Source organism: Bacillus sp. NTK034, assembly GCF_017303275.1.
GTDB lineage: Bacteria > Bacillota > Bacilli > Bacillales > Cytobacillaceae > Cytobacillus.
In genome coordinates, this window is sequence record NZ_JAFKOJ010000055.1 from 1 (window position 1) to 305 (window position 305).

Annotated in this window: 1 protein-coding gene; it reads right to left on the reverse strand. The window is 38.7% G+C overall.

Translation table 11 applies throughout. From position 1 onward, the window contains the following. Positions 1–305: ABC transporter ATP-binding protein (locus JI665_RS28375; RefSeq protein WP_206846309.1), on the reverse strand; the 305-nt coding region annotated here is incomplete at both ends.

A 305-nucleotide genomic window follows, 5' to 3' on the forward strand; every position in this document is an offset into this window, starting at 1 on the left:
CTCTGTCTACATCCTCTAACTCCGGCACTTGCGTATGACAAACTGCTTCTTTATGAGGACATCTTGCAACAAAAGGGCAGCCTTTTTCTTCTTTTGTGGAATCCACTTCCCCATCCAGAATCAGTTTCTCTCTATTTTTAATAAAATGGTTTAAATCTTTTACTACAGCCACAAGTGCTTTTGTGTACGGATGGGAAGGATGCTGAATAATTTTTTTCGTAGGTCCTATTTCTACGATTTTTCCTTGGTACATGACAGCAATTCGGTCACACATATAACTCGCAGTAGATAAATCATGGGTAATA